This window comes from Streptomyces sp. R818, assembly GCF_056172735.1.
The window spans coordinates 261312-287382 of the sequence record NZ_JAOCNE010000016.1; the positions used below are offsets into that span (position 1 = coordinate 261312).

Sequence of the window (26071 nt, forward strand, 5' to 3'; positions counted from 1 at the left end):
GCGACAGGCCCCTTGAAGCGCCGTAAACCCGACATTTTCGCGATCCATGCACCGTAAAATCAAACCAGACGGCCTGGTTTGTTTCCGTCCGCCTCTCCGGGCGCCCGCACGGATGGCGAAAGCGCACGTCATTGCCTTGACGACGAGATCGCGGAGACTTCATCAGCCCCTGCCCTGATGAGGTACCGGGGGAGCCGCTAAGATACGAACTTGACGGTTTTTTTCGACGGTATGCCTCGGCACACGATCTGGAGGTGGTGGATCCCATGGCCAAGCAGGACCGTGCCATCCGCACACGACGGCACATCCTCGCCGCCGCCGCGAGTGTGTTCGAGGAGCGCGGCTACCAGGCCGCGACGATCACCGACATCCTGCGCACGGCGGGCGTGACCAAGGGCGCCCTCTACTTCCACTTCCAGTCGAAGGCGGAACTCGCGTACGGCGTGATGAACGCTCAGGGACGCCGCATGGGTACCGTCCCCGAGCGCGCCTGCAAGATGCAGCAACTCGCCGACACCGTCCTGCTGCAGACCTACCGGCTTCAGCACGACGCGCTGGTGCGGGCAGGTGTCCGGCTCACCATGGACCAGCAGGCGGCCGAGCTCAACCGCGGCGAGTTCTTCTCGGACTGGAGCAAGGGCACCACCGATCTGCTCGAAGTGGCCAAGTCACAGGGCGAGCTGCTGCCGCACGTCGTGCCGAGCGATTCGGCCGAACTCCTGGTGGGCGCCTACGCGGGCGTGCACTCGATGTCGCAGGCCGTCAGCAACTACGCGGACCTCGACCAGCGGACGTCGGTGCTCCTGCGCCACTTCCTGCCCAGCATCGTGCTCTCGTCCGTGCTCGCCACGATCGACCTCTCCGGTGAGCGCGGCGCGGAGGTGTTCGCGGAGGTGGAGGCCTCCATCACCGACGCCTACGACACCCCGAGCCTGACGGCCTGATCCCCGGGCGACTCCGGGCCTGGCCTTCGGCGTGCGCAGCAGTTGCCGACTAGAGGTACGCGGGTAGTTGAGCCGATCGGCCTCCAAGGGCGTTGCCTCGGCCGCGCGGCACTCGCGGCCCCTTGGGCCAGCACCATCAGCGCCCCACCCCGTGACGCGCGCCGTGACGGCGGCGCCCCGAAAGACAACCGACTTCCGGGGCGCCGGTACCGGCTGGCAGTCACACCCCCAGCTCACCGCCGCGCACTTCCAGCAGCCTGCTCGCGAGAAGCCGCTCAAGCCGAGCCAGAACCGGAGCATCCACGACCGTCCGGAGCTGTGCCCCCGCTGCGGTCCTGACCCGCCTCGCCAACGACCCCGGCACCGCTTCCGCAGCCGCCACCGACGGTGACCCGGACTCCGGATTCTGTGCCGCCCGTGCAACCGACGGCCTGACGACGGCCAGTTGCGCGGAGACAACCTTGCCGCCGCACGGGTCAAGGCAGGCGTGCCAGCGCTGGCTGAGCGCGGCGACGACCAGCGGCAGCCCACGCCCGCTCTCGGCGTCGGCCTCCGGCATCCCCGGCTTGGGCAGGACCGTGCTGGTGTCCCAGACCTCAACCAGCACCACCGGCCCCGACACGCGCACCCGCACAGCGACCAGCGGCAGCGTCTCGCGCATCAACGCCGACGGGGCCGGATCCTGCGTTCCCGTCGCCTTCATGGAGTTGGTCAGCAACTCCGAGGCGATCACCTCGGCGTCCTCGCGCAGGTGGCCGAGGCCAAAGTCATCCATGCAGCGGGCCACGAACTGTCGCCCCCGCGTGACCGCCAACGGCTCAGCCGAGTGCCGGAACCAATAAGTCGTCACATCCACGGCGCACTCGCCTCCCGGCAACGCCGACAGGCCGGGTGTCTGCGGCTACCGGTGCCGGGCAGCAGACGATCAAGGACATATTTCACGAGGGTCAAGGGTCAGTCCTCCCAGTCGTTCAGTGCCACGCCCAAGAGCGCGCGGTCCGCGTGCTAAGACAAGCCGCGGCGGAAGCGCTGACCCAGACGGTGCCGCCCCGCCAGCCTCGCCAGTAAGGCGCAACTCACGGTGTCGGTCCCGTCACGTTGGGCTCCACGCTGCGCCCCAGCATGGCCCTGATGGGCAATCGACTGCAAGCCATTCAAATGAAGTCCCTTCATTTGCGAATCGGCTTGGCGATCAGATCCCTCATGAGCGACACTCGGCCGTGACCGCTCATGACAGGGACGAAGGGATGTGAGCGTGCGTGTCCGCAAGGCCGCCGACGGTGCGCCTCCGCCGCCTCGCGTCGGAACTCAAACGGGCACGGAAGGCAGCCGGGCTCAGCCAGGACGACGTGACAGCACAGACGCGGATCAGTCCGGCAACGCTCTATCGCATCGAAAAGCCGGAAGGCCGGCCACAGTTGCGCACGCTGCTGACGCTGCTTGACGTCTACGACGTCAGCGACGACGTACGTACGCGGATCACGGCGCTGCACGAGGGGGCTGACACACAGGGCTGGCTGCGCCCGTACCACGGCGCGTTGCGCGATGAGTACAACGCCTACATCCAGTTCGAAGCCGAGGCACGGGCCATCAGCAACTGGGAGGCCCTTTACATCCCCGGCCTCCTCCAGACCGAGCCGTACGCCCACGCGGTCATCAAGGGACATCTGCCCAACGCCACAGCCGAAGACCTCGAACAGCGCGTCCAGGCGCGCATCGACCGTCAAGAAGTCCTCACCAAGAAGAACCCGCTCGACCTCACAGTGATCATCGACGAGGCTGCGCTGCACCGGCAGGTCGGCGGCCCACACGTCATGGCCGAACAACTGCGGCACCTCGAAGCGACGGCGGACCTCCCGAACGTCCGCCTACACGTCATCCCCTGGGGTGTCGGTGCGCATCCGGGGATGCCCGGCTCGTTCGTCGTGCTGTCCTTCGACGATCCCGACGACGGCCAGATCGTCTACATCGACTCCATGGCCAACGACAGCTTTCTGGAAACACCGGCCGACGTCGACCGCTACACGGGGATCTTCACCGACCTCCAGGGACGCGCCCTGAGCCCCGCCGATTCACTTGCTCTGATCGCCAAGACGAGGCATGAGCGCACTCATCAATGGGAGACAGCATGAACACGCCCGACAGCCTCGCCGACATCCGCTGGATCAAGAGCAGCTACAGCAGCGGCGAAGGCCAATGCGTCGAGGTCGCCACCCTGCCCGGCTCGATCGCGACCCGCGACAGCAAGAACCCCACCGGCCCCGTTCTCGTGTTCGGGCCGGAAGGATGGGCCGGGTTCATACACGGCGTCAACGCCGACGAGTTCCGCCCCTGATCACACAGGCCGAAACCCTCCGCTCCGCCATGACGCCGAGGCCACTACCGGCGTGATCTTCCTCCACAACACAACGGACTGCTCGGATACGCCCGTGCTGGTCACCCCCGCCGCGCCCGAGAGAACCGCGTGAAAGCGTGGCCCTCTCGGGCGCGGCCATGTGCGAAGCACGGCGGCGCGGCGCGGACGCGGCAACTCGCGCGACGTTCTTGCGTCGCGACGGTGCCGCACGCGGAGCCTGCTCAGCCACCGACCGAGTACGGACCGGACTGGCAGCGGACGGATGACGAAGAACAGCTCTCAGCTCTGCAAAACCTGATGTCGGTGGCGGCCGACATTCAGGCTCTGAAAGTTGCGTTTATCCGCAAGTCCGCTTCAGCAAAGTTGCGTTCATCCGCAAGGTGGCGGTGGTCGGTGAGCGCGATGGTCTCCCTGCCGTGCGCGGCTCGGCGTACGAGAGCACCGAGTTCGAAACGCGCCTTGCTGACAGCTACCTCAGTCATGCCCTCAAACTGTCACGCTTCGCATCTGTTGCCTTTAGGCGACCTGGAGGCCGGACGCCTTCCCCTCGGTGGGCGGGGCCACGGAGTAGCGGGGCAGGTTCAGGTTCGGCAAGGTGCCGGCCTTGATGTCGGCCAGGGCTTGCCGGAACTCCCGCTCCAGGTCCTCATGACTTCGGTATTTGGCGGCCAGAGGGTGAAGGCGGTAGCTGTTGCCCTTGCGCTCACCGCTCTCGGGGCGCAGCACAAGGCCCAGTTCGCACAGCGGGGCCATGAGGGCGCTGATGGCCTGCGGGGTCTTGCCGTGGTATTCGCGGGCCATGTCGACCTGCCGCACGGGGAGATGACCGCCGAAGTCGCTACGGGCAATCAGGTACTGCAGGAACTTGACGGCGCTGCCCGACAGGGGCAGGGCCCAGATGCGATCGGCGACGATCGGGGACAGTACCTCGGCCATCAGCGCTCTCCTTCCCGGGCACAGTGCGGTGCCGTCCAGTATCGGTGGCGCGTCACCCGGCCTGCTCCCGTCCTCGCCGCGCGTCGCTGTCCTGGCCGAAATCCATGGCGAGTTGTTCCTGCCCGGTCGGAGGGCCGACGAAGTTGCCGAAGGACTGCGGGGTGTCGCCGTGGTCCTGCTCAATGTCCGCAAGGACGGTCTGCTGGGCGGTGCTGTTCCCGTTGAACCACAGCTTGACGTTCATGCGAAGTCGGCCGTTGGCATAGCGTTCAAGCCAGCCGTACTCACACAGCGCCCCGACCGCTCGGGTGACGGTGGAGCGGCTGATCCGAGGGGCTCCTTCTACCCGGCGGGCCTCGCGGTTGAGTCCGTCGGTGATCTCTCGCTGGGTGTACTGCGTCAGTCCGGTACCCCGCATCTGGCCACCGGCCACGTAGAGGAAAACGCACATCTCGGACTTGGAAACTCGCTTGGCGACCGCGAGTTGGGCCAGGAACTGCACGAACCAGTTGCTGGTGATGCTGTAGCCGGCGTCACCCGCCATGTCGTGCACGGCCCGGGGGTCGGTGTCGTATTCGAAGGAGACGCCCTTGAGCTTGCGGCGGCGGTCCGTCTGCCGCTCTTCGACGGTGTCGCCGAGCTGCTGTCCGAGCACGGACAGTATGTCGTCGAAGTCGAGGTCAGCGGCCTGTGCTGGGACGGCGCACGGACGGTGGTGGTCCGCGTCCGGCGGATCTGGGGTCACGGAGGCTTCCTCTTCTGCTCGGGCGGGCCGACGCTAGCGCAGAAAAACGCAAGCGTGACTTGCGTTTTGGTGTCCCGTCACGCCTACGGGGCGTCGAAATGCCGACGTGCAGCCATCGCGCCGCAAAACTCCAACGTAGCTTGACTTTCTGTTCGAAGATTCGCCAGAACGCAAGCAGTATTTGTGTTTTGGTGTCACAGAGGGCACATTTCGGGCTCAGCCCAGGCCTCTCGCAGTACCCCCAGGGCGTCTGTCGCACCTCTGTGACCTGCGACAACGCGGGCCGGAAGGGCGCCGGAGGAAGTCAAGCAGGGCTTGTCTTTTGGGACCGAATGTGTCCTGGGCGACACATTTCAGGTAGCCAAATGTGTCGCCCAGGACACATTTGCATTCGCATCGCCGCAGGTGAGAGCGTGTTTTCGGGCGTGCGCCTCTTGTAGTTAAGAGCGCCGTTGTCGGGTCGTCGTCCTGCGGTGCTCACCTGCGTCCAAGCTGCGACGCCGCGTCGATACCCAGCGAGTTGACGGCAGCCCACATCTCGCGGCCCCCTACATCAGCCGCCGAAAGCCCGCCACGACGGGCCGGTACCGGACCGATCACCCGCCACGTATGGCGCCGCAACCAGCCACCGGCCCCGGCCACGCCATCCGTTTGTCCACCACAGCCCGCCGCAAGCCGCCGTGAGTCCCCGCGGGGCACCGCCGGAGGCACCGGAGGCCCCCAGGGCCGGAGGTGAAACCGGCCCGGGCGTACAAGAGCGCCCGCGACCGCCGCAGCCCGGCACATACGTGACGTGGGCAGTGTGTGCCATCCGTCGGTCCTTTCGCCGGGGCGGGGCCGCTCGGCAGGCTCGGTGTGTCGTCCACCGTGGGGCAACTCCACGTAGCGCACCGGGAGAGAGCAATGGACATCCGCCAACTTCGCACGTTCCACCGCGTCGCCGTGCTGGGGAGTTTCACGCGCGCCGCCGCCGAGCTGAACTACGCGCAATCCAGCGTGACCGCCCAGATCAAGAACCTGGAGGTGTCGCTGGGCAGTGATCTGTTCGAGCGGGTCGGCGGGAAGGTGAAGCTGACGCCCGCCGGTACGCGGCTGCTGCCCTACGCGGGGCAGATGCTCTCGCTGGCCGACGAGGCGCGCGGAGCGGCATCGCCCGACGCCCAGCCGGAGGGCGTGCTGACGATCGGGACGATGGAGAGCATCACCTCGTACCGGATGCCGGCGGTGCTCGAGTACTTCCACCACCGCTACCCGCGGCTGCAGATCGCGCTGCGGCCGAGCCTGTGCGCCGAGACCCTGCACTCCCTGCGCCAGGGCGTGTTCGACGCCGGCTTCCTCATGGAGGCCGAGACGCAGCACTCCGGGGTGCACAGTGAGGTGCTCGGCGCCGAGGAGATGGTCGTGGTGGCCGCGCCGGGGCACCGCCTCGCCCACGAGGCGAAGGTGGCCACCGACGACCTGCGGCTCGAATCCGTTCTCGCGCCGGAGGCCGGGTGCGCCTACCGGGAGCTCCTGGAGGCGGAGCTGAACGACGGCACCGGGGAGCCCGTGCCGTTCCTGGAGTTCGGCAACATCGAGGCGATCAAGCGCGGCGTCGGCGCCGGGCTCGGGGTCAGTCTCCTGCCCCGTATGACCGTCCTCGACGAGCTGTCCTCGGGCGTGCTCGTACCGCTGGCCTGGGAGGTCCCCTTCGTGCTCTACACGCAGCTGGCGTGGCGCAAGGGCGCGCAACTCTCCCGGGAGCGGCAGGTGTTCGCGGAGAAGGTCATCGACTTCCTCAGCCGGGAGTACCAGGAGAACCAGCACCGGGATTCCTGACCCCGCCCGGTCCCGATCCACCCGTTCCCGATGCATGAGGCTTTTTCATGCTGCGCATGAATGGATTAGCTTCATCGATCGGTTCAGGCGATGAAAGCCATCTGTTTCGCCGAAGCGGAATCCTGGATTTTCTGTCGGGCGCCGCAGAGACTTTTAGAGTCCCAGTTACACACCAGAGGGAATCAACATGTCCCAGGTCATGCTTCCGTCCAAGCGCTTTGTCGTGTCGAGCGTGTCCTCCGACGCCCACATGTGGAATCTCGTTTTCCTGCAGCTGCTGCTCGAGGAACAGGGAGCCCACGTCACGAATCTGGGGGCCTGCGTCCCCGACGATCTCATCATCGAGGAGTGCCTGCGTTCGGCGCCGGATGTGCTGGTCATCAGCACGGTCAACGGGCACGGGCACCTCGACGGGCTGCGGCTGATCCGCCGGATAAGGAACCACCCCGAACTGTCCGGCCTGCGCGTGGTCATCGGAGGAAAACTCGGTGTGCGCGGCGCCGACAACATTGTGTTCGCCGAAGAACTCTCCCTCAGCGGATATGACGCGGTGTTCGAGGCGGACGGCGGTATCGAGGGTTTCCAGGAATTCCTCGACACGCTCGACTCCACCTCTTCCCGCCCCGCTCTCCTTTCCTCGGAGGCGGCGGCATGAGCGAGTTGACGCAGGCGTCCGCGTCCCACTTAGGGGCCGTCGCGGGCCCGCAGGAAAACGGCGGACGCTTTTCCCGCTACGTGCACGCCATGCACGCGCAGGGCCGGCTCGTCGTCCAGCCGCGCATGGGCTTCGCCGATCTGGCCACGATGCGCGAGGGGCTGCTCGGTGTCCGGCGCGCCGACGCCTCGGCCATCGGCACGATCACCCTGGACAGCTACACGCGCGTCAATGATCACGACTCCGCGCGCCAGGCGCTGCGTACGGGCGCCGAGCTCAACGGGTTCCCGCTGGTCGCCCACGGCGCCGACACGACCCGGGCGCTGCTCGACTCCGTCTCCGGGCCTGAGTTCCCCGTTCAGGTCCGCCACGGTTCGGCGCTGCCGTATCCGCTGTTCCAGGCCATGGTCGAGGCGGGTGTGGATGCCACCGAGGGCGGCCCGGTGTCGTACTGCCTGCCCTACAGCCGCGCCCCGATCAGCCGGGCGGTCGAGGCATGGGCCCGGTGCTGCGAGCTGATCGCCGAGCAGGACGAGCCGATGCACCTGGAGAGCTTCGGCGGCTGCATGCTGGGGCAGTTGTGCCCGCCGAGCCTGCTGGTCGCGCTGAGCGTGCTCGAAGCGCTGTTCTTCCGGGAGCACGGGCTCAGTGACATCTCGCTGAGTTACGCCCAGCAGACGCATCCCGGGCAGGACCTGGAGGCCATCGCGGCGCTGCGCCGGTTCGCCGGCGAACGTCTCGGCGCGGCGCCCTGGCACGTCGTGCTCTACACCTTCATGGGCGTCTTCCCCCGGACGCCCACCGGCTCCTACCGGATCCTCGAGGAAAGTGTGCGGCTCGCCGTCCGCAGCGGCAGCGAGCGACTGATCGTCAAGACGCCCGCGGAGGCGCACCGCATCCCGACGATCGCGGAGAACGTCGACGCCCTGGAGTTCGCGGAGTCCATCGCCCGCGACGAGGCGGGGCGTGCGGGGCAGGCCGTCGTGGCGACCGACTCGGGCATCTACGAGGAGGCGCGGCTGCTCATCGACAGCACGCTCGAACTGGCGCCGACGGTGGGCGAGGCGCTGGTCAAGGCGTTCGAGCGGGGCATGCTCGACGTCCCGTACTGCCTGCACCAGGACAACGCCAACAAGTCGCGGGCCTACGTCGACCCGGGCGGCATGCTCCAGTGGGCGGAGCCGGGCCGGATGCCGCTGGACGTGGCGCGCGGCTCCGCGCGGCCGGTCAGCGCCAAGGGGCTGCTGACCATGCTCGGCTTCAACGAGCGGCGCTTCGACGGTGAGCAGCTCACCCACGGCCATCTGCGCAGCGTGCAGTACGCGGCCCGGCCGCACCCCCGGGAGCTGGCATGACGGTGCCCGCCCTGGCCCGGCGCCGGGTCCGGGCGCTGCGGCTGCGGGCCCGCGACCACCTCTTCCCCTCCGTACGTCCCTATCCGAGGAGCCTGTCGTGAGTACACGTACACCCACCCTCGACGCGGTACGCCGTCGCGGCGCGCTGCGTGCGGTGGTCAGCCGTGGCATCCGCGGCCTGTCGCAGCGCGGCGAGGACGGCCGCTGGTCGGGGCTCGACGCCGACGTGGCGCGGGCGGTCGCCGCGGCGGCTGCCGGTGACCCGGACGCCGTCGAATGGGTTGCCTCCGATCCGGCGGACCGGCTCTCCCACCTGGCGGACGGCGACGCCGAGCTGACCGTGGCCAACGTCAGCTGGACCCTGGGCCGTGAAGCGTCGCTGCCGGTGCTCTTCGCCGGGGTGACCTGCTACGACGGCGAGGGGTTCCTGGTCCGCGCCGACAGCGGCATCACCCACCCCGCGGAGCTGAACGGGCGCAAGGTCGCGGTCCAGGCGGGCACGACCAGCGCCGCCAACCTGGCCTCCTGGTACGGCGGCCGGGGCCTCGCGGTGGAGCCGGTCGCCCATCCCACCCCGGCGGCGACGCTGGCCGGCTACGCGAGCGGCGACTGCGCGGCCTACGTCCTGGACCGGGTGGCGCTCGCCGGGGAACGGGCGGCGCTCCCCGACCCGTCGGCGCACCTCATCCTCGACACCGCGATCTCCCGCGAGCCGATGGCCGCCGCGGTCCGCGACGACGACGCGGCCTGGTTCCGGCTGTGCCGCTGGGTGCTCCAGCTCCTCGTCTCCGCCGAGTTCCACGTCGACGAGACAGGCGAGCGCGAGAAGGCCCTCGCGCAGGCGGCCGAGGCGGCGGGCGCGCACGGCCCCGCGATCGGCCTCGACGAGGACTGGGCGGCGCGCGTCCTCGACGCGGTCGGCACCTACGCGGACGTCTACGAGCGCAACCTCGGCGCGGCCTCCGGGCTCGCCGTGCCGCGCGGCCTCAACGAGCTGTACACGCGCGGCGGCCTGCAGTACGCCGTGCCCCTCCACTGACCCCGACCGCCGATTCCCCCCTCTCCCCGATCCCCCGATTCCGTCCTGCGAAAGGCATCCTCATGAGTACCGACACCCGGGCCCCGGGCACGGAGAAGAAGGGAGCGACCGAGCTGACCCTCGCCATGGTGCTCTCGGGCACCCTCGGCGTCTTCGTCATCGAATCGGGCGCGTCCCCCTTCAACGTCGTCTTCTTCCGCTGCCTGTTCGGCACCGCCGCGCTCGGCCTGTACTGCCTGGTGCGCGGCTTCTTCAAGAACCACAACTTCACGCCGAAGAAGCTGGGTCTCGCCGCGCTCGGCGGCGTCTTCATCGTCTTCAACTGGGCGTTCCTCTTCGAGAGTTACGAGGGCACGTCCATCTCGGTGGCGACGGTCGTCTACCACACGCAGCCGTTCTACGTGGTGCTGCTCGGCGCGCTGCTCTTCCGCGACAAGCTCACGGCGACCAAGTTCGGCTGGCTCGGCGTCGCGTTCGTCGGCCTGATCCTGGTCGCGGGCGTCTCCGCCTCCGACCTGACCGGCAGCGGTGACAGCTCCTACCTCGCCGGTCTCGGCTACGCGCTGCTCGCCGCCGTCTTCTACGCCGTCTCCACGGTCATCACCAAGCGGGTCACGGGCGTGCGCCCGCACCTCGTCGCCCTGGTCCAGCTCGTGCTCGGCATCTTCCTGCTGCTGCCCTTCACCTCGCTCGGCGAGACGTCGAGCCTCGGCGCCGACTGGGGCTGGCTGGTCGGCCTCGGCCTCATCCACACCTGCGTGATGTACGTGCTCATGTACTCGGCGTACCAGAAGCTGCCCACGCCGAAGATCGCCGTGCTCGCCTTCGTCTACCCGGCCGTCGCGATGCTCATGGACTGGGCGGTGTACGGGCACAGCGTGAGCCTGCTCCAGGCGCTCGGCATCCCGCTGATCGTCGCCGCGAGCCTGGGCATCAACCTGGGCTGGTCCCTCAAGCGAAAGGCGAAGGCCCCGCTGGCGGAGGCCCCCGCCACCACGTCCACCACCGCCACGACCCCCGACAACCAGGTCACGATCACTTCCGGAGGCACCCGATGACGCTCGTCACCGATTCCAGCGCCCCGCGCATCGCCATCGTCGGAGCCACCGGAGCCGTCGGCAACACGCTCATCGACCTGATCGAGCAGCGCGGTCTTCGCTACCGCTCGGTCCAGCTGGTCGCCTCGGCCCGCTCGGCCGGCACCGAACTCACCGTCGACGGTGTCGCGTACCCGGTGCAGGCGGTGGACGAGTTCGACTTCTCCACCGTCGACCTGGCGTTCTTCTCGGCCGGTACGGAGGCCAGCCAGCAGTGGGTGCCGAAGGCGACCGCGGCCGGCGCCGTCGTCATCGACAACACCATCGCCTACCGCATGGACCCCGACACCCCGCTCGTCGTCCCGCAGGTCAACGCGCACGAGCTGGACCAGCGGCCGAAGTCCGGCGTCATCGCCAACCCGAACTGCTCGACGATCCCCCTCGTCCGGCTCCTGAAGGGCATCGAGCAGCGCTGGGGCGTGCGGCAGGCCGTCGTCAGCACCTACCAGGCCGCGTCGGGCCTCGGCCACCCGGGCGTGGACGAGCTGAAGGACGCGAGCCGCGCCGCGCTCGAACAGCCCGACGAGCCCTACCCCAGCAAGGAGTTCACCCCCTCCCTCGCCTTCAACGTCATCCCGAAGATCGACCGTTTCCTGGACACCGGCTTCACCCTGGAGGAGCAGAAGATGCTCCAGGAGTCCCGGAAGATCCTCGGCATCCCGCACCTGGACGTCACCACCACCTGTGTCCGGGTCCCCGTCGTCACGGGCCACTCGGAGGCCGTCTGGATCGAGGCACAGGGCGTCGTGGACCGCGCCGAGCTGGTCGAGGTCCTCGCGTCGCTGCCCGAGGTCACCGTGCACGACCTCGACGAGGTGCGGCAGTTCCCGACGCCGACGACGATCGACGACCCGAACCGGGTCCACGTCGGCCGGGTCCGGGTCAACCCGAACAACCCGCGCGCCTTCTGGCTCTGGCTGGTCGCCGACAACCTCACCATCGGCGCGGCCCTGAACGCGATCCAGATCGCGGAGGAGCTCATAGCCCGGGGGACGGTGTGACGGCCTCCGCGCCACCGGCGCACGTCAAGCCGCCCGTCGTGGTGAAGTTCGGCGGCTCCAGCTTCCGTACGCTCGCCGCGTACGGGCAGCTCGCCGAGGCGCTGTCGCGCAGGGTGGAGCAGGAGAACACCCGCCTGGTGGTCGTGGTGAGCGGCCAGCCGGGCGAGACCGAGCAGTTCCGCGAGCGGCTCAGCCAGGTCAACGCGCACCCCGAGGACGAGACGGTCGCCGGTCTGCTGACGCTCGCCGACACCGTCGGCGCACAGCTCCTCGCGACCGCGCTGCACCGTACGGGCCGCAGCGCGACCGTGCTCGCGGGCCACCAGCTGGGCCTGACCACCGACTCGGCGTTCATGTGGGCCCGCCTGGAGCACACGGACCCCGAACCGCTGCGCGCCGCGCTGAGCGAGAACGAGGTCGTGGTGGTGCCCGGCGGCCAGGCCGCGGACAAGGAGGGCCGGCCGACCTGGCTCGGCAAGAACAGCTCCGACCTGTCGGCGGTGGCGGTCGCGGCGGCGGTCGGCGCGGCGCGCTGCGAGGTCCACTCCGACGTCGACGGCATCTATAGCAGCGACCCGCACCTGATCACCGGCGCGCAGCTGCTCGGCCAGGTCTCGTACAACACGGCGGCGCTGATGTCCCTGTACGGCGCGAAGGTGCTGCACCGCAGGTCGGTGCGGCTCGCCCAGCGCCACGGCATCGAGATCGTGTGCCGCTACAACCGGGACCCGTTCACCATCGGGACCGTCATCGGCTCCGCCGGTTCCACGGTCGCCGCCGTCGTCCTGAACCAGCGCTCCGCCGCGCTGCGCTACGCCACCGACGAGTTCGCCGACCAGGCGTACGCGGCCTTCCACGGCGCCAACATCGACGTGGTCCGCCTGACGTCGGGCCCGCTCGTGGCGGTCACCGGCGGCTTCGTGGACCTCCCCGAGTTCCAGCGGCGCAACGGCATCACCCCCGGCGAGTACGCGGGTGTGCCGGTCTCCGCGATCCGCGGCAGCGAGGTGGTGACCCAGCTGGCGCGGGACGAGGAGGACGCCCTGCACCTGTCCCAACGACTGCACGACCACGTGAACCGCCCGAGCGCGGACCCCCACGCACCCCTGCTCGAGATGCAAGGAGTCTGACCATGACCGCGACCACCGACCACGGCGTCCCGGCCACCGCCCCGCACGCCGGACCGACCTTCGCCGAGATCGCCCTCCCCGACGCCGTCCGCGACGCCCTCCACGAACAGCTCGCGGCGCTCCCTGATCCGAACATCGACATCGACCGGTCGACGGCCAGGCTGCTGCAGATCTTCGCGACGCTGCCGACCGAACTCCTGCAGCAGGTGATGGACTTCGGGCGGCACGTCGACACCCCGGGCGTCGCCCTCGTCAGCAACCTGCCCGTGGACGCCGTCCTGCCCGGGACGCCCTCGGACGGCGGCCCCAGCACCGAGAAGACCTCGTTCGTCGCCGAGGGCGTGCTGCTCGGCCTGAGCGGTCTGCTCGGCGAGCCCATGGGCGTGCTGACGGAGAAGGCGGGCCAGCTCATCCACGACGTGGTGCCGGTGCCGGGCGGCTCGAAGACCCAGACCAACCAGGGGTCGGAGGTCTTCCTGAACTTCCACAGCGACATCATGCACGACGTGATCGGCCGCTACGACGTCGCCAACCCGGACTTCCTCGTGCTGAGCTGCCTGCGCGCGGACCACGACGGGATCGCCGGCACCTTCTACGCCGACGCCCGCGACATCTCCGCCGCGCTGCCCGCCACGGTCCTGGAGACGCTGCGCTCCCCGCTGTTCCGGCTCAACGCGCCGGGCAGCTACGTGCGGGACGTCGCCGACGGCCAGGAGGTCCTCTCCGACCCGGTGCCGATGATCAGCGGCCACACCTCGTACCCGGAGATCGCGATCTCCGCCAACGGCGTGCACCCGCTCACCAGCGGCGCCCGCGAGGCCCTCGACATCCTCCAGGAGGTGTGCGGGGAGGTCGCGCACAGCGTCCGGCTGCGGCCCGGCCAGGCCCTGCTGATCAACAACCGCAAGGGTGTGCACGCCCGCTCCACGTTCACCGCCCGCTACGACGGCCAGGACCGCTGGCTGCAGCGCACCTACGTACGGCGCAGCCTGTGGAACGTGCGCTACCGCGTCACGGACGACAACCGGCGGGTGCACTACTGATCCCCCGCTGTCCCTCCCCCACGCGGCCGCCCCGTGCCGGGCCCAGGTGAACACCCTGGCCCGGTGCGGGGCCTTCGTGTGTACGAGCTCTCGTGTGTACGGGCCTTCGTGTGTGCGGCCCCGCCGTGGCCTCGACCGGTCACGCCCCTGAGGGCCAGGGCAAAGCCCGTCCGCCGGCCCCTCCGCCGACCCATGATCTACGTACCCGCAGGCACACGGGAGCGACGTGAGGGAGACCATGGGCGAGACATTGGCGCACAAGACGTGGGACGCCCATGTGGTGCGCGGCGGGGGCGGCGGCGACGATCTGCTCTACGTGGATCTGCAGCTGCTCCACGAGGTGAACACCCCGCAGGCGTTCGACCGGCTGCGCGCGGCCGGCCGTACGGTGCGCCGCCCCGACCTGACCGTCGGCACCGAGGACCACAACACGCCGACGCTCGCCCTGGACCGCGTCATCAAGGACCGCGAGGGGCGCCGGCAGGCCGAGCTGATGCGGGCCAACTGCGAGCAGTTCGGGATCCCGCTGCACCGGTTCGGCGACCCGGGCCAGGGCATCGTCCACGTCATCGCGCCCGAACTCGGCCTCGTACGGCCGGGCATGACCATCGTGTGCTGCGACTCGCACACCACGACGCTCGGCGCGTTCGGCGCGCTCGCGTTCGGCATCGGCGCCAGCCAGGTCGAGCACGTCCTGGCCACGCAGACGCTGCCCATGCGGCCGCTGAGAACCATGGCGGTGAATGTGCGCGGCACGCTGCCCGAGGGCGTCGGCGCCAAGGACCTCGTCCTCGCGCTGATCGCGCAGGTCGGGACGGCGGGCGGGCAGGGCCACATCATCGAGTACCGCGGCGAGGGCGTCCGGGCGCTGTCGATGGAGGCCCGCATGACGCTCTGCAACATGTCCGTGGAGGCCGGGTCCCGCGCCGGGATGATCGCCCCGGACGAGACGACGTTCGCATACCTGGCGAACTGCCCCGGTATGCCGCAGGGCGCCGCGTGGGACGCCGAGGTCGCGTACTGGCGCTCCTTGGCCACCGACGCCGACGCCCGCTTCGACAAGGAGGTCTTCCTCGACGCGTCCTCCTTGAGCCCGTACGTGTCCTGGGGCACCAACCCGGCGCAGAGCATCCCCCTGGACGCGTCCGTGCCCGCCGCCGCGGACTTCGCGACGGACGCGGAGCGCGCCGCCGCCGAACGGGCCCTGGACTACATGGACCTGAAGCCGGGCACCGCGATGCGTGACATCACCGTCGACACGGTGTTCCTCGGCTCGTGCACCAACAGCCGCATCGAGGACCTGCGGGCCGCCGCCGACGTGCTGCGCGGCCGGAAGGTCGCCGACGGGCTGCACATGATGATCGTGCCGGGCTCGGCGCAGGTCCGGCTGCGCGCGGTCGAGGAGGGCCTGGACCGGGTGTTCGCCGAGGCGGGCGCCGACTTCCGCGTCGGCGCGGGCTGCTCGATGTGCGCGGCGCTCAACGAGGACCGGCTCCTGCCCGGCCAGCGCGCCGCGTCCACCAACAACCGCAACTTCGAGGGCCGGCAGGGCCGCGGCTCGCGCACCCACATCGTGTCGCCCGCCGTGGCCGCCGCGACGGCGGTCACCGGACGCCTGTCCTCGCCCGCCGATCTGTGAGACATCCGCGAGACATCTGTGAGACGGAGCCCTGACGCCATGGAGAAGTTCATCCGGCACACCGGCCGGGCGGTGCCGCTGCGCCGCACCGACGTCGACACCGACCAGATCATCCCGGTCCGGTTCTGCGCGAGCACCACCCGCGACGGGCACGCCGACGCGCTGTTCGCCGACTGGCGCGCCGCCGACCCGGACTTCGTCCTCAACCGGCCCGAGCGGCAGGGCGCGGACATTCTCATCGCGGGCACCGACTTCGGCACCGGATCCTCGCGCGAGTACGCGGTCTGGGCGCTCCAGGACTACGGGTTCCGGGTGGTGATCGCGCCCCGGTTCGGCGACATCTTCCGGGGCAACTCGCTGATGAACGGGCTGCTCACCGTCGTCGTACCGCTCGCGGTGGTGGAGCGGTTGTGGCGCCTCACGGAGGACGACCCGGCGGTTGAGGTCACCGTCGACCTGGAGGAGCAGCAGGTGCGGTGCGGCTACCTCGTGCAGCCGTTCACCCTCGACGAGGACGTGCGGCGCCGCCTCCTCGGCGGCCTGGACGCCATCGACGACACCCTGCGCTTCGCGGCGGACATCGCCCGCTACGAGGCCGGGAGGCGCCCGGCGCTGCCGGTGACGCGGACGCCGGTGCCGGTGCCGGTGTCAGGGCCCGTGCTGGTGGACCGATGAAGCTGTCCCAGTGCGCCGCGTTCGTCGCCATCGCCGACACCGGCTCCTTCACCAACGCGGCCCGCTCCCTGGAGATCAGCCAGTCCGCGATCAGCCACGCGATCGCCGGTCTGGAGGCCGAGCTGGGCGTCACCCTCATGGAGCGGGACCGGTCCGGGGTCCGGCTCACCGACGCCGGGCAGCGCGCCCTGGAACCGGCGCGCCTGATGGTGGTGCAGGCCGAGCGGGTGCGGCGGGCCGTCCGCGCCGCCGGGGCCGGGCCCGAGGGGCCGCTGCGGATCGGCACCAGCCAGAGCTTCGCGGCCCGCCTGCTGCCCGCGGTCATGTCCGAACTGTCGTTGCGCTGCCCCCGATTGGAGATCGAGCTGCGCGAGGGCAGCGACACCCAGATCACCCAGTGGCTGCGCGGCAACGGCGTCGACGTCGGCATCGTCACCCTGCCCAAGCGGGGCATGACCACGGTCCCGCTGCTCCAGGACGAACTGGTCGCGGTGGTGCCGCCCGGCCACCCAGAGGCGGAGCGGCCCGAACTGCGCATCGACCAGCTCGCGAAGGACCCCTTCCTGATGCCGGTCGGCGCGGTCGAGACGCTGGTGCGGGCCGCGTTCCGCACCGTGGGCCTGGAGCCCGAGGTCGGCCACCATCTGCGGGACATCAACGCGCTGCTCGCCATGGTCGGCGCCGGACTCGGGGTGACGGTCCTGCCGCGCCTCGCCCTGCCGCTGGTCCTGCCCGACGTGCGTCTGGTGCCGCTGTCGCCCGCCGTCGTACGGCACCTGGGGCTCGGGACGCGGCTCGGCTCGCACGGCTCCCCGGCGGTCGAGGCGTTCGTCGACGCGGCCCGGCCGCTGGCGCTCAGCAGTGACCAGGGGAGGCGGCCCGTTGCGGTGCACTGAGACGCCCTGCGCCCGCTCAGGCCACCGGGCGCGTCGGGGCGTGCCGTATGCCGAGCACGGTGCAGCCCGTCTCGGTGCTGACCTGGTGGACGCTGCCGGGCTCCTCGATGACCAGGTCGCCGGGCCGGTAGCGGTCGCCGTTGCTGTTGAGCAGTTCCCCGTCCAGGACGACGATCAGTTCGTGCCCGAGGTGTTCGTGCAGGTCGCCGTGGGCGCCCGGCGCCATCCTGGTGATCATCGCCGCGCCGCTGGCCGCGTCGTCGGTGGTGTAGAGGCGGTGCACGTCGACCCCGGCCCGTCCTGGCTCGGCCCAGCTCTCCCAGGACAGCGCGTCGAGTCCGAGGGGGTCGAAGATGTCGCGGACGACGGTGACGGGCCGGGGCTGGACATCGGCGGCGGCGTCGGGAACGGCCGGGGCGGTGACGAGGGACATGGCGGGGCTCGCTTTCTCGGCGGTCGGGCGGGGCGTGGGCGCTCAGCGGGTGAGGGTGTCGGCCGGGACGGGGGCGGCCTGGCGGGTGAGGGCGTCGGCCGGCACCGGGGCCGGGGCCTGCAACGGCGTGACGAGGTCGGCCGCGATGGCGTCGGCGTTCTGCACGAAGTCCGTCCAGAACCCCGGGCGGCTGCTGCCGCCCTGCATGAACCACCGGGTGTGCTCGGTGGGGATGCCCAGGACGTACAGGCCCTGGTCGGCCCGGCCTTCCCCGTCGAGCGGGTGGAAGGGCGCCTCGGTGACGGCGACGCCGCCGGTGTCGAACCGGTCGCCGTCCGCGCCCCGGTTGACGTACGAGGTCCAGATCCCCTGCGCGACGAGGTTCCGGGTGAGCGGGTGCGGGTCGGTGCGCACGTCGGGCGTGGGGACGCGGGCGTCGAGAACGGTGTCGACGAGCACCTTGGACCCGGCCACGTACGGCGAGTGCACGGCGAACCGGCCGGAGCCGGGATCGGGCAGGAACCGGGTGTCGGGCCCGGCGATCCGCAGCAGACCGCACTTGAGGAGCGCCATGACCTGGCGCAGCCGCACCCGGGGCGGGCCCGCCGCGAGGAAGGAGCTGCGGGGCACGTACCAGCCGAGGAAGTCCTCGCGGTGCGAGGTCGGGGTGAGCCCGGCGAAGTCGACGAGCGAGCGGATGACGGCGCGGGAGTCGCGGATGACGTCGAGGGCGGCCTTGAGCGGGTCGTCGACGTTGCCGGTCTCGGCGTGCGCGAGGTCGTCGGCGAGCGCCCGGGTCAGGGCGGCGGCGAACTCCTCCGGGCCGTCGAAGTGGCGCCCGGCGAACGGGCGGGCCTGCTCGTCGAGGTCGATGCGGGGGACGTCGGCGAGCCCGTACCCGGCGGCGATCGCGACGACGTCGGGCACCCCGTCCTCGGCGGCGGCGACCACCTCGGCCGTGAACGCCGCCGACCTGCCCGGCCCGTGGCGCGCGTCCAACGTCGTCGAGTAGTAGACGAGTTCGACCTCGGCGAGCAGCCACGGCACCGCGTCCTCGGCGAAGGACAGCTCGCCGTGGGCGCGCCGGGCGAGGATCCGCTCGGTGGTGAACAGCATGTGGTCGTAGCGGTGGTCGTGGTGCTTCTGGTTGCGGCCGCGGGCCGGCAGCGGCATGGCGCTGCGCGAACCGGCGACGAGGGCGGGTTCGCTGCCGCTGGGCCGGTAGACGAGACCGCCCCGGCCGTCCTCCTCGTACGTGCCGCCGCGCCCCTCGGTGAGGGCGGCCATGACGTCGTAGAAGGAGAGGCCGAGGCCGAGCACGCCGACGGGACTGCCGGCCGGGATGGCGTCCAGCGGCATGTCGGCGGCCGAGTCACCGGCGATGTAGCGCAGGGCGGGGTGCTCGGCGGCGTACTCGGCGAGGCGGCGCTGGTTGCCCGTGGGCTCGGGGACGGTGTGGCCCGTGGTGAGGACGACGCGGTCCACGGGGAGGTGCGCGCTTTCCCGGAACGTGAGCCGATAACTGCCGTCGACGCGTTCGAGCCGATCGACGGTCGCTTTTACCGGAATCAGCCTGACATTGTCCGGGAGGCTTTCCTCGATTGTTCCGAGGATGAATTGCATGTAGCGTCCGTGCAGGGCGCGCGGCGCGTAACTGTTCGGTCCCGGATATTCCGGGTCGACGGACTCCCACCACTGGGCGAGGGACGGTCCCGCGCCGGGTCTCGCGGGCCCGCCGTCCGGCTGCCCCGAGAAGGCGGACACCTCGTCCGCCACCGTGTTCATCAGGAACCATTTCGGCTGGTCAGTGCGCCATATGCGGCCACTGCCGACCTGGTGCGCGTCGATGAGGTAGATGTCGGTGGCCTCGACGGGAGGCCGCTCCGCGATGCGGGCCGCCATGCGCTCCAGGACCGAGAGTCCCCGCGGGCCGCTACCGACTATGGCCACCTTCATGTCCGACACCTTTCGACAGAAACGGTATGAGCGGGCTGTAGGCAAAAAGATAGGAGCCACTGTACCTACTGTTCAAGACGGCTTTATTGATGCTTCGCATGAGAGTTGTTCATAGATTTCCGCCGCATTGTCGGCGGAGCGGAAGGCGGAGAAATGAGCAGGGCGCTCCTCGTACTCGACCTCATCAACGAGATCGTGCATCCGGACGGCAAGTACGCGGCCGAGGGCTACCACCGGCAGGCGGTCGAGCGGCGCGTCATCGAGCACGCGGCGGACGCGATCGCGCGGGCCCGCGCGGCGGGCATACCGGTGATCTACGTCGTCGTCGGCTTCACGGAGGGCTATCCGGAGTGGCCCGCGGGGTCACCGGTGTTCACGAAGGCCAAGCCCGACGAGCGGCTGCTGCTCGGCAGTTGGGCCACCCAGGTGCACGACGCGCTCGCGCCGCTGCCCGGCGAGCCGGTGATCGCCAAGCACCGCATCAGCCCCTTCCACGGCACGAACCTGGAGGTGCTGCTGCGCACGCAGGGCATCGACACCCTGCTGCTCACGGGCGTCTCCACAGAGCTGGTCGTCCTGACGACCGCGCAGGCGGCGCACGACCGGGACTACCGGGTCGAGGTCCTGGAGGACGCGACGCTCGCCGGTGACGGCGAGGTGCACGAGGCGGCGCTGAAGGTGCTGTCCCACATCTCCACCGTGACGACGGTCGCCGACGCCCTGCCCGCGCCGGCCGCGGCCCTCTGACGGGGGGCGGCGACATGGGCAACAGGGCGGCGGCCCGCTTCGGCGGCGTCGGCAAGTCGGCGACGTACGCGGTGTTCGACCTGGTGGCGCAGTTGCGCGCGCAGGGCGTCGAGGTCCTCGACCTGGGCGGTGGCGAGCCGGACTTCGACACTCCGGCGCACGTCGTCGACGAGGCGGTCGGGGCGCTGCGGGAGGGCTTCACGCACTACACACCCAGCCGCGGACTGCCGGAACTCCTCGACGCGATCGCCGGGAAACTGGCCAAGGACAACGGCATCACGGTCAATGCGTCCACGGACGTCCTCGTCACCCCGTCGGCCAAGCACGCGCTGTTCGCGGCGCTGCTGACGGTGCTCGACCCCGGCGACGAACTCCTCGTACCGACCCCGAGCTGGGTCAGCTACACGGCGATGGCCCGGCTGATCGGGGCGCACCCGGTGCAGGTCGGCCTGGACCCGGCGAACGGCTTCCGGATCACGCGGGAGCTGCTTGAGGCGCATGTGTCACCGCGCACGAAGGCGCTCCTGGTCAACTCGCCGAACAACCCGACGGGCCACTGCCTGACCCACGAGGAGGCGCGCGCGATCAGCCAGTTCGCGACCGAGCACGACGTCCTCCTCATCGCGGACGAGATCTACGAGAAGATCCTCTATGACGGCCGTGAACACGTCAGCCTGGGCGCCCTGCCGTGCTGCGCCGACCGCACCCTCACCGTCAACGGCTTCTCCAAGGGCTACGCGATGACGGGCTGGCGCCTCGGTTACGCGGCCGGGCCGACGGACCTGATGGAGCAGATGCTCAAGGTGGCCCAGCACACCGTGGGCTGCACCGGTTCGTTCGTCCAGCGGGGCGGGATCGCCGCCCTGACGGGGCCGCAGGAACCGGTGCGGGAGATGCGCGAGCAGTACGCGCACCGCCGCGAGCTGACGGTCCGCGGACTCAACGCCCTGCCGGGCGTGGCCTGTCGGGCGCCGGACGGAGCGTTCTACGCGTTCGCCGACATCCGCTCCACGGGCTTCGCCGACGCGGCGTCCTTCGCGCAGTGGGTCCTGGAGCGGGCCGGTGTCGCGCTGATGCCGGGTTCGGCGTTCGGCCCCAGCGGCGAGGGCTTCGTCCGCGTGTCGTTCGCGACGTCACCGGAGGTTTTGGAGGCGGCGTTCGCGCGGATGGGCCGGGCGCTGGCCGAGCGGTAGGTAAGCGAGGGGCCTTGTTCAGGTCGGGCGGCGGCGCCCCCTTGCGCCGTACGCGCCGCCGCCCTTCCTCACCCGCCGGCACCGACCAGGGAGACGGCGGGAACTCGTGGTCGGCGCGTATCAGGCCCGCATGGGCCGCCCGCTCCTCGTCGGCCTGCGGAGATCCACCAGGGTGCACTTGCGCAGACTCCGGAGCAGCTGGCCGCCGACCGTCCACCGGATCCGCGGCGAGTCCAGCTCGACGACCCCGCGGCCCCGCGCCACGATGCGCCCGCGGTCCAGGCCGAAGTGCCGCCCGTGGACCGCGACCGGCTCCGACTCGCGGACCCGTACGGCGACGCACCCGGCGGCGAGGTGCGGGCAGGCGGTCATCGCCTCCCGGGCGTGGCGCAGGCAGACCGGCGGGTGCGTCGTCATCAGGCCGGAGGGCCAGCCCGCCCAGTCGCCGCGGTTGTCCTCCAGGACCCACAGCATCCCGTCGTCGTTCTCGTCGGCCCTCTCCCCGCACACCTGGCAGGCGAGGTCGCGCATCACCGCGAGCTGTCGCCGCGGGTGCACCTCGCCGAAGTGCGGGCGGCCCTTGCCCGGAGCGTCGACGCACCGCTTCCACAGCACACCGTGGGCGCGGTCGTCCGGCTTCTCGTCGACGTAGGCGAGGCCGGGGACCACGACCGAGAACATGAGCGGGGAGGACGGCACCGTCTCTCCGCTCCACGCGGCGATGTACGGCACCGTCGCCGGCCGGGTGAGTGTCATGACGCGCCTCCGAACTTTTCACGGAGGATTCCGGCGAACGGGCAGGGTTGGACGCGCGGCGAGGAATTTATGTGCGGCGAGGCATGTCAGTGCGCGGGCGGTTCGGCGAGCGCGTCAAAGAGGACGGCGGCCGTCACGCGTGCTGCGGGACGCGCAGGCCGAGCAGGCTCAGGGCGCCCCGGGTCGCCGCGTCGAAGGGCTCCGTGCTCTCCGCCGAGCGGGCCATGACATAACCGCCCTGGACGACCGCGGCGAGCATCGCGCCGACGGCCTGCGGGTCGAGGCCCGCGGGGAACTCGCCGCTCTCCTGCCCCTCGGCGACGAGGTCGGCGAGGCGGCCCCGCAGCCAGGCGAAGACCTCGTCCAGCGGGGCCCGCAGGGTCTCGTTGTCGATGACGTCGGCGTCCATCGTCAGGCGGCCGATGGGACAGCCGCGGAGCACGTCACGTTCGCGTTGAAGGTACGAGGCGATGCGGCGGCCCGCCGTGCCGGGCCCCGAGAAGTGGGCCTCGGCCGTCTCCTTGAGGTCGTGCGCGCTGCGCCGCATCGCGGCGAGGGCGAGCCCCGCCTTGCCGTCGAAGTGGTGGTACATGCTGCCGACCCCGACACCGGAGCGCGCCTGGATGGCCTTGGGGCTGGTGCCGGCGTAGCCGCGCTCCCACAGCAGTTCCCGGGTGGCTTCGATCAGACGTTCCGCACTCGACATGACGGCACTGTATCCACGGTGAGCGGGGCACCCGATCAGCATTTTCGATACCGCCCATCAGGCGTTTCGCTGCGCCCGGCGCCGTACCGAGAGGGCGAGGAGGGTGCCGGTGGCGAAGGCGGCGGCGGCGATCCCCGCGGAGAGGCGCAGGCCCGAGGTGAAGGTGTCCGAGGCGGCGGCGAAGGTGCCGAACAGGGCGACGCCGACGGCGCTGCCGACCTGCCGGGAGACGTTGAAGACGGCGGAGGCGATACCGGCGCCTGAGGCGGGCGCGGCCTCGATGATCGCGGCGGTGGCGGCGAGGGCGGTCATGGTCTGGCCGAGTCCGGTGGCGATCAGGGCGAAGAGGAGCACCGGGTAGGCGGTGTGGGGGCCCGCCATGACCCAGCCGACGAAGCCGGTGGTGCCGAGGGCGAGGCCCGCGGCCATCGGGACGTAGGGGCCGGTGCGGGCGGCGATCCGGCTGAAGAGGGGGGCGGCGATCAGGCCCATGCAGACCGACGGGAGCAGGGCGAGCCCGGTGGCGAGGACGCTGTAGCCGCGCTCCTGCTGGAAGTAGAGGGTGGTCAGGAAGAGCATGCCGTAGTAGCCGAGGCTGATCAGCAGGCCGATGGCGGCGGTCGAGGTGAAGGCGCCGGAGCGGAACAGGGACGGCGGAAGCAGCGGGGCGCGCTCGGTGCGGCCGGTCTTCTCACGGGTTTCGAGGGTGCGCTCGACGAGGGCGAACGCGGTCAGCGCGGCGACGCCCAGGGCGAAGGCGGTCAGGACGAGCGGGGAGGTCCAGCCGTGCGAGCCCGCCTCGTTGAGGCCGCCGGCCAGGGCGACGAGGCCGACGATGCCGAGGACCTGGCCCAGCGGGTCCATGCGGCGGGCGTTCGCCTTGCGGGGCGAGGCCGGGACGTGGCGCAGGGTGAGGAACACGGCGAGGGCGCCGACGGGCAGGTTCAGCCAGAACACCGAGCGCCAGTCGAACCCGGAGACGAGGAGTCCGCCGACGGCGGGGCCCGCGCCGAAGGCGATCGAGGCGACCGCGCCCCAGATGGCGATGGCCCGCGCACGCAGGGCCCGGTCCGGGTAGGTGACCTGGAGCAGCGCGAGCGAGGCGGGCACGAGCAGCGCGGCGCCCGCGCCCTGGCCGAGCCGTCCGGCGATCAGCACGCCCGGCGAGGCGGCGAAGCCGCAGGCCAGCGAGGCGGCGGTGAAGACGCCGAGGCCGGTGAGGAACATCCGGCGGTGCCCGAGCCGGTCGGCGAGCCCGCCGCCGAGCAGCAGCAGCCCCGCGAAGACGGTGCTGTAGCCGTCGACGATCCACTGCATCGCGGAGGCGCCGGTGTCGAGCGAGGCGCGGATGTCGGGGATGGCGACGTTGACGACGGTGACGTCGAGCATGACGAGGAAGTAGCCGAGGCTGAGCGCGATCAGCGGGCCGAGGGCGAGGGCGGGCTTGGGAGCGGCCTTCTGCTGCGGGGCCGGGGCCGGCGCCTGCGCCGTAGGGCAGGCGGCGCTCCCGGTGCTCCCGGGGCTGGGGGTGATCTCCGTGGTGGTCATGGATCCAGCTTCAGGGCCCATTGTTTTGATGCGCGACGAAGTGTCGTTGTCCTAGGCTGGGACCATGCCGAACGCGAGCCGTGGACCGGCCCCCTCCCGTGTCGCAGCCCTCTCCCGTGTCGCCACCCCCTCCCCTGCCGCCGACCGGGAGGGCGAACCGCTCAAGCACCAGACCGACATCGCGCGGGCCGCCGCCCTGATCGCCGATCCCTCGCGGGCCCGCATCCTCAAATGCCTGGCCGACGGCCGCGCCCTGCCCGCGGGCGCGCTCGCGGGCGAGGCCGGGATCAGCGCGGCCACGGCCAGTGTGCACCTGGCCAAGCTGGTGCAGGGCGAGTTCGTCACCGTCGAACAGCAGGGCCGCCACCGCTACTACCGGCTGGCGGGGCCTGAGGTGAGCGCCGCCCTGGAGTCCCTCGCCCTGATCGCCCCGCCGCTGCCCATCACCTCCCTCAAGCAGAGCAGCCGCACCAACGCCCTGCACCGCTCGCGCACCTGCTACGACCATCTGGCCGGACAGCTCGGCGTCGCGGTCATGCGGGCGCTGCTCGAACGCGGCGTCCTCGCCGGCCACGACGGCATCCACCGCCCCCAGGAGGCGGTGCGCGACCGCCCCTCGTCCTACGGCCGCGACCTCCAGTACCGCATCACCGACGACGGCCACCGCCAACTCGCCGACCTCGGCGTCGACACGGACCACCTCCCGCCCCGCCGCCCCGCCGTCCTGTACTGCGTCGACTGGAGCGAACAACAGCACCACTTGGCGGGCGGCCTCGGCGCGGCCCTCACGGACCGGCTGTTCACGCTGGGCTGGGTGCGCTGGGGAGCGGCCCCGAGGGTCGTCCATCTGACGGACGAGGGGGCGACGGGGTTGCGCGATGCGCTCGGGCTTGAGCTGGCGGTGTGAGGGCGGGGCGTTCCGGGACGGCGGCGCTCCACCGTGAGGCCCGCATCTCAGGCCGACGTGCTCAGGCCGACGTGCTCATGCCCTGCTGGGAACGGTTGGTCTTGGCTCCCGGGTCCCTGACGGTGATGGTGCGGGGGTCCACGGCCTCGCCAGGGGCACCTTCGGTGTAGACCCCGTCGGGTTCGCTGTCGCGATCGTGCGGCAGGAGGTAGAAGACACGACGCCGGTACAGCCCGCTGTCCGGATCCGCTTCGGCAGTCTCGTCGAGGACGGCGTAGCCGACCATGCGTCCGTCACGGCCGTACGGCGGCTTGTTGCCTCGGCGCTTCGTCTTGTCCAGGGCCTGACGCACGTAGTCGAGCGGGGCCGGGTCTTCCAGCCACACGATGTCGCATTCGTGTGTGAGGTCGCTCCGTGTCAGCAGCGAGCTCATGGCTGCAGCCTCTCCTGTTCGAACCCGGCGGGCGCGGGTTGCGGCGGCACGCGAAGGTGAGCA

Annotated in this window: 26 protein-coding genes; 17 read left to right on the forward strand and 9 right to left on the reverse strand. The window is 70.7% G+C overall.

What is annotated here, in order from left to right:
• The first annotated feature begins 266 nt into the window (after positions 1-266).
• Complete coding sequence (locus N5I75_RS39615) at positions 267-944, forward strand: ScbR family autoregulator-binding transcription factor (RefSeq protein ID WP_476685316.1); 678 nt, start codon at positions 267-269, stop codon at positions 942-944.
• A gap of 220 nt (positions 945-1164) precedes the next feature.
• Here the strand turns inward: N5I75_RS39615 and N5I75_RS39620 are convergent, their stop codons facing one another.
• Positions 1165-1800, reverse strand: a complete 636-nt coding sequence (locus N5I75_RS39620; protein WP_476685318.1) for an ATP-binding protein — start codon at positions 1798-1800, stop codon at positions 1165-1167.
• 403 nt (positions 1801-2203) lie between these two features.
• Here N5I75_RS39620 and N5I75_RS39625 point away from each other — a divergent pair, with 403 nt between their 5' ends.
• Positions 2204-3076 (forward strand): helix-turn-helix domain-containing protein, encoded by an 873-nt coding sequence (locus N5I75_RS39625; protein WP_476685320.1) that lies wholly within the window; start codon positions 2204-2206, stop codon positions 3074-3076.
• Positions 3073-3279 (forward strand): DUF397 domain-containing protein, encoded by a 207-nt coding sequence (locus N5I75_RS39630; protein WP_476685322.1) that lies wholly within the window; start codon positions 3073-3075, stop codon positions 3277-3279. The genes N5I75_RS39625 and N5I75_RS39630 overlap by 4 nt, the downstream gene beginning before the upstream one ends.
• 537 nt (positions 3280-3816) lie before the next feature.
• Here the strand turns inward: N5I75_RS39630 and N5I75_RS39635 are convergent.
• Together N5I75_RS39635 and N5I75_RS39640 are read right to left on the reverse strand one after the other, a co-directional pair.
• Positions 3817-4236, reverse strand: coding sequence for a hypothetical protein (locus N5I75_RS39635; RefSeq protein ID WP_476685323.1), 420 nt, complete (start codon positions 4234-4236; stop codon positions 3817-3819).
• A gap of 52 nt (positions 4237-4288) precedes the next feature.
• Positions 4289-4981, reverse strand: a complete 693-nt coding sequence (locus tag N5I75_RS39640) for a hypothetical protein (protein WP_476685324.1) — start codon at positions 4979-4981, stop codon at positions 4289-4291.
• A 903-nt stretch (positions 4982-5884) separates the two neighbouring features.
• Between N5I75_RS39640 and N5I75_RS39645 the strand changes: the two genes are divergently transcribed.
• The 11 genes from N5I75_RS39645 (at position 5885) to N5I75_RS39695 (ending at position 17329) form a co-directional block, all read left to right on the forward strand.
• Positions 5885-6799, forward strand: coding sequence for a LysR family transcriptional regulator (locus N5I75_RS39645; RefSeq protein ID WP_476685326.1), 915 nt, complete (start codon positions 5885-5887; stop codon positions 6797-6799).
• A gap of 187 nt (positions 6800-6986) precedes the next feature.
• On the forward strand, positions 6987-7454 hold the full coding sequence (locus tag N5I75_RS39650; RefSeq protein WP_476685327.1) for a cobalamin B12-binding domain-containing protein: 468 nt from the start codon (positions 6987-6989) through the stop codon (positions 7452-7454).
• Entirely contained in the window at positions 7451-8809 is a 1359-nt protein-coding gene (locus N5I75_RS39655; RefSeq protein ID WP_476685328.1) for a methylaspartate mutase, read from the forward strand. The genes N5I75_RS39650 and N5I75_RS39655 overlap by 4 nt, the downstream gene beginning before the upstream one ends.
• 97 nt (positions 8810-8906) lie before the next feature.
• Positions 8907-9848, forward strand: a complete 942-nt coding sequence (locus N5I75_RS39660; protein ID WP_476685330.1) for a transporter substrate-binding domain-containing protein — start codon at positions 8907-8909, stop codon at positions 9846-9848.
• A gap of 62 nt (positions 9849-9910) precedes the next feature.
• A complete protein-coding gene (locus N5I75_RS39665) occupies positions 9911-10906 on the forward strand; it encodes a DMT family transporter (protein WP_476685331.1) in 996 nt (331 codons plus the stop codon).
• Positions 10903-11946 carry an aspartate-semialdehyde dehydrogenase gene (locus N5I75_RS39670; RefSeq protein WP_476685333.1) on the forward strand — a complete coding sequence of 348 codons (1044 nt, stop codon included), beginning with the start codon at positions 10903-10905 and terminating at the stop codon, positions 11944-11946. Before N5I75_RS39665 ends, N5I75_RS39670 begins: the two co-directional genes overlap by 4 nt.
• A complete protein-coding gene (locus N5I75_RS39675; RefSeq protein ID WP_476685334.1) occupies positions 11943-13076 on the forward strand; it encodes an amino acid kinase family protein in 1134 nt (377 codons plus the stop codon). Before N5I75_RS39670 ends, N5I75_RS39675 begins: the two co-directional genes overlap by 4 nt.
• A 2-nt stretch (positions 13077-13078) precedes the next feature.
• On the forward strand, positions 13079-14119 hold the full coding sequence (locus N5I75_RS39680; protein WP_476685335.1) for a TauD/TfdA family dioxygenase: 1041 nt from the start codon (positions 13079-13081) through the stop codon (positions 14117-14119).
• Positions 14120-14357: 238 nt separating this feature from the next.
• Positions 14358-15758, forward strand: a complete 1401-nt coding sequence (gene leuC, locus N5I75_RS39685) for a 3-isopropylmalate dehydratase large subunit (RefSeq protein WP_476685336.1) — start codon at positions 14358-14360, stop codon at positions 15756-15758.
• 39 nt (positions 15759-15797) lie between these two features.
• Positions 15798-16433: a 3-isopropylmalate dehydratase small subunit gene (gene leuD / locus N5I75_RS39690; protein ID WP_476685337.1), complete on the forward strand. Its 636-nt coding sequence runs from the start codon at positions 15798-15800 to the stop codon at positions 16431-16433.
• Entirely contained in the window at positions 16430-17329 is a 900-nt protein-coding gene (locus N5I75_RS39695; protein ID WP_476685338.1) for a LysR family transcriptional regulator, read from the forward strand. The genes leuD and N5I75_RS39695 overlap by 4 nt, the downstream gene beginning before the upstream one ends.
• Before the next feature lie 16 nt (positions 17330-17345).
• Here N5I75_RS39695 and N5I75_RS39700 read toward each other — a convergent pair whose 3' ends face one another.
• Together N5I75_RS39700 and N5I75_RS39705 are read right to left on the reverse strand one after the other, a co-directional pair.
• On the reverse strand, positions 17346-17762 hold the full coding sequence (locus N5I75_RS39700; RefSeq protein ID WP_476685339.1) for a cupin domain-containing protein: 417 nt from the start codon (positions 17760-17762) through the stop codon (positions 17346-17348).
• Between the two features lie 42 nt (positions 17763-17804).
• Positions 17805-19718 (reverse strand): FAD/NAD(P)-binding protein, encoded by a 1914-nt coding sequence (locus N5I75_RS39705; RefSeq protein ID WP_476685340.1) that lies wholly within the window; start codon positions 19716-19718, stop codon positions 17805-17807.
• Between the two features lie 153 nt (positions 19719-19871).
• On the opposite strand from N5I75_RS39705, the gene N5I75_RS39710 reads away from it, so the two are divergent.
• Together N5I75_RS39710 and N5I75_RS39715 are read left to right on the forward strand one after the other, a co-directional pair.
• A complete protein-coding gene (locus N5I75_RS39710; RefSeq protein ID WP_476685341.1) occupies positions 19872-20465 on the forward strand; it encodes a cysteine hydrolase family protein in 594 nt (197 codons plus the stop codon).
• Positions 20466-20479: 14 nt separating this feature from the next.
• Entirely contained in the window at positions 20480-21658 is a 1179-nt protein-coding gene (locus N5I75_RS39715) for a pyridoxal phosphate-dependent aminotransferase (protein WP_476685343.1), read from the forward strand.
• Positions 21659-21778: 120 nt separating this feature from the next.
• Here the strand turns inward: N5I75_RS39715 and N5I75_RS39720 are convergent, their stop codons facing one another.
• The 3 genes from N5I75_RS39720 to N5I75_RS39730 all read right to left on the reverse strand — a co-directional run bounded on the left by N5I75_RS39720 (position 21779) and on the right by N5I75_RS39730 (position 24668).
• Positions 21779-22414, reverse strand: a complete 636-nt coding sequence (locus N5I75_RS39720) for a hypothetical protein (RefSeq protein ID WP_476685344.1) — start codon at positions 22412-22414, stop codon at positions 21779-21781.
• A 133-nt stretch (positions 22415-22547) separates the two neighbouring features.
• The gene (locus N5I75_RS39725) at positions 22548-23120 is read right to left on the reverse strand and encodes a TetR/AcrR family transcriptional regulator (protein WP_476685345.1); all 573 of its coding nucleotides are present in this window, start codon (positions 23118-23120) and stop codon (positions 22548-22550) included.
• Positions 23121-23177: 57 nt separating this feature from the next.
• Positions 23178-24668 carry an MFS transporter gene (locus tag N5I75_RS39730; RefSeq protein ID WP_476685346.1) on the reverse strand — a complete coding sequence of 497 codons (1491 nt, stop codon included), beginning with the start codon at positions 24666-24668 and terminating at the stop codon, positions 23178-23180.
• A 64-nt stretch (positions 24669-24732) separates the two neighbouring features.
• Between N5I75_RS39730 and N5I75_RS39735 the strand changes: the two genes are divergently transcribed.
• A complete protein-coding gene (locus N5I75_RS39735) occupies positions 24733-25575 on the forward strand; it encodes an ArsR/SmtB family transcription factor (protein WP_476685348.1) in 843 nt (280 codons plus the stop codon).
• A gap of 61 nt (positions 25576-25636) precedes the next feature.
• Here the strand turns inward: N5I75_RS39735 and N5I75_RS39740 are convergent, their stop codons facing one another.
• Positions 25637-26008, reverse strand: a complete 372-nt coding sequence (locus tag N5I75_RS39740) for a DUF6009 family protein (protein WP_476685349.1) — start codon at positions 26006-26008, stop codon at positions 25637-25639.
• Positions 26009-26071 lie beyond the last annotated feature (63 nt).

Excerpts from the sequence above, each read along its gene's own strand:
- N5I75_RS39615 (WP_476685316.1), top strand. The coding sequence starts at position 267 with ATGGCCAAGCAGGACCGTGCCATCCGCACACGACGGCACATCCTCGCC.
- N5I75_RS39630 (WP_476685322.1), top strand. The coding sequence starts at position 3,073 with ATGAACACGCCCGACAGCCTCGCCGACATCCGCTGGATCAAGAGCAGC.
- N5I75_RS39635 (WP_476685323.1), bottom strand. The coding sequence starts at position 4,236 with ATGGCCGAGGTACTGTCCCCGATCGTCGCCGATCGCATCTGGGCCCTG.
- N5I75_RS39645 (WP_476685326.1), top strand. The coding sequence starts at position 5,885 with ATGGACATCCGCCAACTTCGCACGTTCCACCGCGTCGCCGTGCTGGGG.
- N5I75_RS39650 (WP_476685327.1), top strand. The coding sequence starts at position 6,987 with ATGTCCCAGGTCATGCTTCCGTCCAAGCGCTTTGTCGTGTCGAGCGTG.
- N5I75_RS39655 (WP_476685328.1), top strand. The coding sequence starts at position 7,451 with ATGAGCGAGTTGACGCAGGCGTCCGCGTCCCACTTAGGGGCCGTCGCG.
- N5I75_RS39665 (WP_476685331.1), top strand. The coding sequence starts at position 9,911 with ATGAGTACCGACACCCGGGCCCCGGGCACGGAGAAGAAGGGAGCGACC.
- N5I75_RS39670 (WP_476685333.1), top strand. The coding sequence starts at position 10,903 with ATGACGCTCGTCACCGATTCCAGCGCCCCGCGCATCGCCATCGTCGGA.
- N5I75_RS39680 (WP_476685335.1), top strand. The coding sequence starts at position 13,079 with ATGACCGCGACCACCGACCACGGCGTCCCGGCCACCGCCCCGCACGCC.
- leuC (WP_476685336.1), top strand. The coding sequence starts at position 14,358 with ATGGGCGAGACATTGGCGCACAAGACGTGGGACGCCCATGTGGTGCGC.
- leuD (WP_476685337.1), top strand. The coding sequence starts at position 15,798 with ATGGAGAAGTTCATCCGGCACACCGGCCGGGCGGTGCCGCTGCGCCGC.
- N5I75_RS39695 (WP_476685338.1), top strand. The coding sequence starts at position 16,430 with ATGAAGCTGTCCCAGTGCGCCGCGTTCGTCGCCATCGCCGACACCGGC.
- N5I75_RS39700 (WP_476685339.1), bottom strand. The coding sequence starts at position 17,762 with ATGTCCCTCGTCACCGCCCCGGCCGTTCCCGACGCCGCCGCCGATGTC.
- N5I75_RS39705 (WP_476685340.1), bottom strand. The coding sequence starts at position 19,718 with ATGAAGGTGGCCATAGTCGGTAGCGGCCCGCGGGGACTCTCGGTCCTG.
- N5I75_RS39710 (WP_476685341.1), top strand. The coding sequence starts at position 19,872 with ATGAGCAGGGCGCTCCTCGTACTCGACCTCATCAACGAGATCGTGCAT.
- N5I75_RS39715 (WP_476685343.1), top strand. The coding sequence starts at position 20,480 with ATGGGCAACAGGGCGGCGGCCCGCTTCGGCGGCGTCGGCAAGTCGGCG.
- N5I75_RS39720 (WP_476685344.1), bottom strand. The coding sequence starts at position 22,414 with ATGACACTCACCCGGCCGGCGACGGTGCCGTACATCGCCGCGTGGAGC.
- N5I75_RS39725 (WP_476685345.1), bottom strand. The coding sequence starts at position 23,120 with ATGTCGAGTGCGGAACGTCTGATCGAAGCCACCCGGGAACTGCTGTGG.
- N5I75_RS39730 (WP_476685346.1), bottom strand. The coding sequence starts at position 24,668 with ATGACCACCACGGAGATCACCCCCAGCCCCGGGAGCACCGGGAGCGCC.
- N5I75_RS39735 (WP_476685348.1), top strand. The coding sequence starts at position 24,733 with ATGCCGAACGCGAGCCGTGGACCGGCCCCCTCCCGTGTCGCAGCCCTC.
- N5I75_RS39740 (WP_476685349.1), bottom strand. The coding sequence starts at position 26,008 with ATGAGCTCGCTGCTGACACGGAGCGACCTCACACACGAATGCGACATC.